Origin of the sequence: Micromonospora coerulea (genome assembly GCF_016598485.1) — a bacterium.
Classification (GTDB): Bacteria; Actinomycetota; Actinomycetes; order Mycobacteriales; family Micromonosporaceae; genus Micromonospora; species Micromonospora coerulea.
In genome coordinates, this window is record NZ_JAEMUW010000097.1 from 1 (window position 1) to 996 (window position 996).

The 996-nt window shown below is 68.6% G+C and carries 1 pseudogene; it reads left to right on the forward strand.

Annotated features, from left to right (window positions below):
- Window positions 1–75: 75 nt before the first annotated feature.
- Window positions 76–996 (forward strand): annotated as a pseudogene (locus I8N68_RS32440) (IS3 family transposase); the annotation flags it as partial.

The window sequence follows — 996 nt, forward strand, 5'->3', positions numbered from 1 at the left end:
GGGGAGTTGCCCCCTGGTCCTGGACACTTGAACCTTGGATCGTGATGGTCCTGGGAGATCAGGAGTCCCTGACAGATGGTGAACAAGCACTACCCCGCGGAGTTCAAGGCCGACGCGGTCGCGTTGTACCGGTCTCGGCCTGGCACGACGATCGCGCAGATCGCTGACGATCTCGGCGTCAACCGGGAGACGTTGCGTAGCTGGGTCCGCGCCGATGATCGACGCAGGGGCGCAACGGCCAGGTCGGCGGCCTCCGTGGCGGGCTCGCAGGCGTCCGGTTCGGTGGAGGACGAGAACGCGCAGTTGCGGCGGCGGATCCGGGGGTTGGAAGAGGAGCGGGACATTCTGCGGAAGGCGGCCCGGTATTTCGCCGGGGAGACGCGCTGGTGAACCGCTTCCAGTTCGTCGCCGACCATCAGCAGCGCTATGGCGTGAAGCGGTTGTGTCAGATCATCGGGTTGTCCCGGTCGAGCTACTACTACTACTGGCGGTCCACGGCCTCGGCCAGGGCGGCACGAGAGGCCACGGATGTCGCTCTCGCGGGCCGGATCCGGGCGGTGCACGCCGCTCACGACGGCACCTACGGGGCACCGAGGATCACCGCTGAGCTGCGCGATGCCGGCCTGGCGGTCAACCGTAAGCGGATCGCGCGGGTGATGCGCCGCTTCGGCGTGCAGGGTCTACGACTGCGCAGACGAACTCGTACGACGGTGCCGGACCCGGCCGCGGCGAAGGCACCGGACCTGATCGGCCGGGACTTCACCGCTCCGGCCGTCAACCAGCGCTACGTCGGTGACATCACCTACCTGCCGGTCAGTGACCGCGGCTTCCTCTACCTGGCCACCGTCATCGACCTGCACTCCCGCCGCCTCGCGGGCTGGGCGATCGCCGACCACATGCGCACCGACCTGGTCATCGACGCCCTCCACGCGGCGAAGCGCACCCGGGGCAGCCTCGACGGAGCGATCATGCACACCGACCACGGAGCCCAAGGCG